The sequence below is a fragment of the Candidatus Zixiibacteriota bacterium genome, from assembly GCA_021159005.1.
Lineage (GTDB): Bacteria > Zixibacteria > MSB-5A5 > UBA10806 > 4484-95 > JAGGSN01.
On the sequence record JAGGSN010000053.1, the window covers coordinates 1 to 5,912 of the forward strand.

The window sequence follows — 5,912 nt, forward strand, 5'->3', positions numbered from 1 at the left end:
CCTGTATTCGATGATGTAATGGGAACCCACCGCAAGCGGATGGGGCACCCGTGCAGATACTTGATTTCAAATCAACCGGACTTGGGGATGGCAACACATTCGGTTTCTGGCCAATGCTTATCGGTGGGTTCTTTCTCTATCTGTCATACTATGGCTGTGACCAGAGCCAGGCTCAAAGATTGCTAACGACAAAAACTCCCCAACAAGCGCAGCGGGCGATGTTTTTTAACGGTTTATTGCGTTTCCCTTTGGTTTTAACCTACTGCCTTTTTGGTTTATTGCTTATACCGTTTTTGCACAGCCACACCGAATTTGCGGCCAGCCTCAATAGCGACTCATCTGATTTTTTAGTGCCATATTTTCTTGTCAAATATTTCCCAAAAGGATTGCTTGGATTGGTCGTTGCCGGGATTTTTGCCGCTTCGATGTCGAGTATTGACAGCGCGCTAAATTCGCTTTCGGCGGCAACCTGGCGTGATTTTATCGAGCGGTATATCCCCTCAGCCAGAAAACTATCTTCCCGGCAGATGGTTCGTTATTCTCGAATACTAACCGTATTCTGGGGCGCAGTTGCTGCGGTTTTTGCCTTGCAGATGATTGGCGGACCTGAAACCGTTGTCGAGCTGGTAAATAAATTCGGCTCTGCTTTCTATGGCCCGATACTGGCAACGTTCTGGCTGGGAATCCTGACCCGCAAGGCATCACAGGCGGGAGTAATTATCGGCATCGTTTCGGGCGTAACATTGAATATCATTCTCTGGCATGGGTGCCCCATCCGCTTGCGGTGGGTTTCTTTAATGTAGAGAATACCTTTGCATAATAAACCATACTTCTATATAATTCCGGGACTGGCGTACATTTTCTTACGCCAGCCTAAAATTCATCCTCAAATCCCAAATCGAAATCATCTAAATCCTCAAGCTCCATCAACGCCTCCGGTACGAAATCGAGTATATCACCGGCAATCATGCCTCTTGTGCCCTGTATGTCGGATGCCAGATCGCCGGCTAAGCCGTGAACATAAGTTGCCAGTACAGCCGCATCGGCGGCGGTCATGCCCTGTGCCAAAAACCCGCCAATCAGACCGGTGAGTACATCGCCGGAACCGGCAGTAGCCATTCCCTCATTGCCGGAATCGTTGATATATATCCCGCCGGATGGTTCGGCGATTATCGAGGGCGCGCCTTTAAGAATTATAGTGAGATTGTATTCATTGGCAAATGATGACGCCAATTTCAGGCGATTACCGGCAATCTCATCCATAGTATAGCCGCTTAGACGGGAAAACTCGCCGGGATGCGGCGATATTACAAGCTGCCCTTTGTGCTGTTTTAATATATCAGGATTCTTTGCCAGGCAATTCAAGCCATCCGCATCGATAACCAACGGTTTTTCAATCTGGCTGGCTAACCTTTGTATAAGCTCAACCGTTTCATGATGCGTGCCTATTCCCGGGCCAATAGCGACCGCATCCGCCCAATCAATCTGCTGACGGATTTCACCCATCCCGCGAAGCGCTAAACAGCCGCGCTTTTTGACATCGGGTAAAGGCTTGGTCATAACCTCGGTAAGCTTGACCTCCATTACCGCATTCAAACTTGAGGGACACCCTAAAACTACCAGGCCAGTGCCGCACCTTAAAGCCGCCATCGATGCCATAAACGCCGCGCCGGTTAAACCTGTCGAACCTGCCATCATAAACAACTTGCCGTAATTGCCCTTATGAGCATCCGGTTTGCGCAACGGCAACAGCTTAACCGCATCACTGTCATCAATGAGATAGGTCTTGACATCCTCATCTAAGCCTTGAGGAAAACCGATATCGACAACCTCAAGCAGGCCGCAATACGATTTGCCGGGATACATCGCCTGCCCGATTTTAGGCAGACCGAAAGTAACAGTTAGATCGGCTTTAACAGTAGGCGATGACACTTTGCCCGTCTCGCTGTCAAGGCCGGAGGGCGTATCCACAGCTATAACCGGTATGCCGGTTTCGTTGATTTTATCGATAATGATATTATAAGGCGCTTTAATATCGCCGATGAAACCGGTGCCGAATATAGCATCCACAATAAGCAGAGAATCATCCGGTATATGAAACTCGTTCGGGTCAATGATTTCATGGATTGGGATATTAAGCTCCTCGGCTCGTTTTAGATTAACGGCGGCATTGCCTTTGGAAGCATCTTTTTTGCATAATAGGAATATCTCGACATGAGCGCCATCTTCAGCAAGATGGCGCGCTGCAACACAACCATCCCCGCCATTGTTGCCCTTGCCGACAACAACGGCAATTCTGTTATTTTCCACCTGGCCATAATACTCGATAATCATCTCGTATGTTAGCCGGCCGGCGTTTTCCATCAATTCGAGGCCGGGAATGCCCAGCCCATCAATCGCCTTGCGGTCGATTTCCTGTATTTGTTTTGGGGTACATATTTTCATAATGAACAAGTATTATAATTTAGCTATTGCATGTCAAGATTATTATTAAAACCGTCGGCTACCAAGCGGCGTTTGGCAGCATGAATGAAGGTCCTGCTTATTTATTGTTGACAAGCATATAATTTTAATATAGCATATTTTCATGCTCGGTAAGATTGAAATATTGATTATCAATGATGATAAACACACTACTGATTTGTTTTCCTCAATTCTAAAGCGAAATAGCTATTCTCCATCTTGTATTTATACCGGCCAGAAGGGATTTGAACTTGCAAATAATTATGATTACGGATTGATAATACTTGGCCTTACCATTCCTGATATAGACAGTCTTGAGCTTCTCAAACGCATCAAAGGCGCTCGTGTCTCAGCGCCGGTTATTGCTGTCGGCGGTTATAACGATGTCGACAGGGCATGCAAGGCAGTAAATCTTGGGGCTTATGGTTTTGTTTATAATACGTCGGAATCCGACCTGATATTGAACACCATTAAGAATGCGCTAAATCAGCATAAGCTCGAACAGGATTTACAAAAGATACAGCAGTCGCTATCGAATCAGTTTGATTTTATAGGAAGTTCCAAAGTTGTTGCGCAGTTTAGGGAGAAAATAAAACGGGTAGCGATGTCAGCCTCGCGCGTATTGATAATCGGCGAACCGGGTTCGGGGAAACATGCGGCGGCTAAGTATATTCACTATTGTTCGGATAGAGCGACAAAACCATTTATTGCGGTAAACTGTGCCTCTATTAATCCGGAGCGCAGCAATAGCTTTTTGTATCTCGAAAGCGAACTATTCGGGCATGAAAAAGATGCCTTTATCGGCGCCTCCGATAACCATCGGGGCAAATTTGAACGGGCTGACGGCGGCACCATATTTCTGAATGAAATCGGTGTTCTAAATGATGACTTGCAAGCAAAGCTCCTGCGAGCAATTGAAACCGGAGTGGTTCGGCATATAGGTTCAGATGAGGCGATTAAAACGGATGTTCGCATAATATCCGCTTCCCGGACTAATCTCGAACCTGAGGTAAAAGCCAGACGGTTTCGCGAGGATTTATATTTCAGGCTCAATGTAATCCCGGTTGATGTCCCGCCGCTTCGGTCTTATCCGGATGACATCCCAATCTTAACCCGTTATTTTCTCGACCAAGCTGGATATGTTCGCAAGCAAGTTGATAGTGAGGGAATGGAATATCTGAAGTCTTATCAATGGCCGGGTAATGTAAGGGAACTTAAGAATTGCATCGAAAAAGCTGCCGCCTCAGAACAAGATAATATTATGCATTCGCCGACTATAGAAAACATCCTGTCCGAAACTCATGATAAGCAAAGCCTTACGGTTGATATTGATGCCGTCAATACATCCGCTGAATATAAACGCTCAGAGTTGTATCGCCCCGATATTCCATTTCGCCGGCAGGTTGCCGATTTAGAAAAGCGTTTGCTGGCGGAAGTATATGAAGACTGCGATGGCAATATCACAAAAGCCGCCAAGATACTGAATACCGACCGCGGCAATCTCTCGAAAAAAATTAAAAAGCTGAGATTGAAAAAAAGATAATCGGCATTATCCATAACCAGCAAGAATATGATAACAGCTTGAGCGAGAAATTTTCTTCCGATAACGAGAACCGGCAGGTTGCCTTTTGCTGCGACTTGTCTAAGCTGTGATTTTGCTATTGTCATTCCAATAAAAGCAGGCCAAAATTATCAGACCTCGATTTTCAACTGTTGGGAGGAAGTAAAAAACTTTCTGACAGTCAATTCAAGAGCAATAACTGATGAGATAGATACGGAGCTTAAAATCATATAGCCAACAATTACCTGCAATAATACGGCTTTCAGTGGTTCGGCGCCGGCGAGAATCATGCCTGTCATAGCGCCGGGCAGGGCAACTATACCGGCTGTTTTCATAAAGTTTAATATCATAGTCATACCGGCAATAACTGCATCCTGCTGGAAGTTTTTGCTTGCTTCCCGCCAGGTTTTGCCAAGAGCTAAGGCGGTTTCAATCCTTAGGCGGTTGGTTTTAATGTCCGAGGCGATGCGGTTTATTGTTAAGGTAGAAGCATTCATTGAGTTGCTGATTATCATACCCGCTAAGGGAATTATAAAGCGAGCTTCAAAAGTAATAATTCGCAGTAATAACATAAGCCCCAGAGTGAGAAGAGACCCGATAGTAATTGAGATAAAAGCTGTATAAAATGAACTCGGCGTTTTTTTAATACGCCCCGATACCGTATGAGCGCCGACCGATATCATTATCATAATGACAGCGAATATCAACCAGATATTTTCAAGATTGAAAATAAATTCTAAAGCATAGCCAACAGCCACTAATTGAACAAAAGACCGTAATGTCCCAAAAATCATTTCCTTTTGGACTGGTATTTTCCACCAGCGGCTAACTGCAATCGCAATTGCCACTAAAACCAAAGATAAAATGACTTCAGTATATCCGGCTTCAATCATTTTAATCCCTTGTTTTTATAATGATGGCCTATTTCAGTTTGCGGATTGTTTATTACATCTTCGCACGTTCCCCATTCAGCCAGTTTGCCTTCATCCAATAAAAGAGCTTCGCCGCCCATTCTAAGCGCTTGTTGGGGGTCATGAGTAACCATAATAACGGCTAATCTTTTATTGAGGGCGATATTTTTAATTAAGTTTTCAATCGCCGCCGTATTAGCCGGATCGAGGGCTGACGTTGGCTCATCTAATAACATGACTACTGGTTCTATCGTTAGAATTCTGGCTAAAGATACGCGCTGTTTTTCGCCGATTGAAAGATTTTCAACGTTGGATGTTAACAGTTTATCATCGATACGTGTATGCGCAGCCAGTTCGCTAATATTTTCTTCTGTTAATTTTGGATTTGCATATTTAAGATTATCATAGATTGTCCCCTGAAAAAGGTAGGGAACTTGAAATAAATAGCCAATTTTCTGGCGCAGTGAGCAGGGCGGGTATTCCCGATAATCTTTGCCATCAAATATTATCTGTCCGCCAGTAGGCTCATCAAGGCGGTTGAGAAGACGCAGCAGTGATGATTTCCCCGACCCGGAGGCGCCGATTATATTGTATATCGTAGACTTTTTAAATTCAAAAGAGAAATTATCGATTATTGATTTCGGCTGATTTTGGATATTGATAGTCCTGCATAGATTATTTACTTTTAGTATTGGGCTGGCTGAATTCAAGATAATTATTACCTTTCGTTGAATATGCTTTAACTGATAAGATAAAAAGTATTTATTTATTTTCCAACAGGATTAATCACTATTTGAGTTTTTAGTGAATATAATACAATTTAGAAATTATTGATAATTTCGACTAATTATTCTTGACAAATACATATTAACCGCTATTTTATTTTGCCGATAAAGGAAATAATCCCCGGTAGCTCAGTTGGTAGAGTCCGCCAATGGCGGATTAACCACTATGCCGGATAAATAAAGATTCCCCGG

Annotated in this window: 5 protein-coding genes; 2 read left to right on the top strand and 3 right to left on the bottom strand. The window is 44.0% G+C overall.

Annotated elements, in window-relative coordinates:
- Positions 1-50: 50 nt before the first annotated feature.
- Positions 51-803 carry a hypothetical protein gene (locus tag J7K40_03465; protein ID MCD6161456.1) on the top strand — a complete coding sequence of 251 codons (753 nt, stop codon included), beginning with the start codon at positions 51-53 and terminating at the stop codon, positions 801-803.
- A 70-nt stretch (positions 804-873) separates the two neighbouring features.
- Here J7K40_03465 and J7K40_03470 read toward each other — a convergent pair whose 3' ends face one another.
- Positions 874-2,445: an NAD(P)H-hydrate dehydratase gene (locus J7K40_03470; GenBank protein ID MCD6161457.1), complete on the bottom strand. Its 1,572-nt coding sequence runs from the start codon at positions 2,443-2,445 to the stop codon at positions 874-876.
- Between the two features lie 142 nt (positions 2,446-2,587).
- Here J7K40_03470 and J7K40_03475 point away from each other — a divergent pair, with 142 nt between their 5' ends.
- A complete protein-coding gene (locus tag J7K40_03475) occupies positions 2,588-4,006 on the top strand; it encodes a sigma-54-dependent Fis family transcriptional regulator (protein MCD6161458.1) in 1,419 nt (472 codons plus the stop codon).
- 149 nt (positions 4,007-4,155) lie between these two features.
- Here the strand turns inward: J7K40_03475 and fetB are convergent, their stop codons facing one another.
- Together fetB and J7K40_03485 are read right to left on the bottom strand one after the other, a co-directional pair.
- Positions 4,156-4,917, bottom strand: coding sequence for an iron export ABC transporter permease subunit FetB (fetB, locus tag J7K40_03480; GenBank protein ID MCD6161459.1), 762 nt, complete (start codon positions 4,915-4,917; stop codon positions 4,156-4,158).
- Entirely contained in the window at positions 4,914-5,645 is a 732-nt protein-coding gene (locus J7K40_03485; protein MCD6161460.1) for an ATP-binding cassette domain-containing protein, read from the bottom strand. Before J7K40_03485 ends, fetB begins: the two co-directional genes overlap by 4 nt.
- Positions 5,646-5,912: the final 267 nt, after the last annotated feature.